Annotated in this window: 1 protein-coding gene; it reads left to right on the top strand. The window is 65.5% G+C overall.

Annotated elements, in window-relative coordinates; genetic code table 11:
- The coding region (gene tnpC, locus NKH01_RS35175; protein WP_353024746.1) for an IS66 family transposase at nucleotides 1-800 on the top strand (800 nt) is incomplete at both ends.

Below are 800 nucleotides of genomic sequence, written 5' to 3'. Positions count from 1 at the left end.
CGGTGCGCTGAGCGAGGAGCAGTACGCTCTGGTCTTCGACGAGATCGAAACCGGCGTGGCGGCCATCCAAGCGCAGATGGAGAAGTCTGCGGGCGGCTCGAAAGCGAAGCGCGCCCCGCGCCCTCGCAAAGGCTTTGCGGCCCATCTCGAACGGGTCGAGGTGGTCATCGAGCCCGAAACGCCTGCTGGCTGCGAAGCGCTGGAAAAGATCCTGATCGGCGAGGACGTCTCCGAACGGCTCGATGTCACCCCGGCGAAGTTCCGGGTGATCGTTACGCGTCGCCCCAAATATGCCTACAAGGGTTGGGACGGCGTCATCCAGGCAGCCGCGCCCGCCCGCATCATCGAAAGCGGCATTCCGACCGAAGCGCTGCTGGCGCAGATCGCGGTGTCGAAATACGCCGATGGCCTGCCGCTCTACCGCCAGGAAGCGATCTATGCCCGCGATCAGGTCGAGATCGACCGGTCACAGATGGCGCAGTGGATGGGCAAGCTCGGCTTCGAGCTCGAGCCGCTCGCCGATTACGCACTGGCTCGCATCAAGCAGGGGGAGCGGGTCTTCGCCGATGAGACCACGCTGCCAACGCTGGCGCCGGGATCTGGCAAGGCCAAGACGGCCTACCTCTGGACCTATGTCCGCGATGATCGGCCCTTTGGCGGCAGTGGACCGCCCATCGTCGCCTACCGCTTCGAGGACAGCCGCGCCGGCGAATGTGTCGCCCGTCATCTGGACGGCTATCGCGGCATCCTGCAAGTCGACGGATACGCCGCCTATAACCGGCTGGCCCGATCCGATCGGG

Source organism: Mesorhizobium sp. M1403, assembly GCF_040317695.1.
Lineage (GTDB): Bacteria > Pseudomonadota > Alphaproteobacteria > Rhizobiales > Rhizobiaceae > Mesorhizobium.
This window is presented reverse-complemented; position numbering and strand designations above follow the sequence as displayed.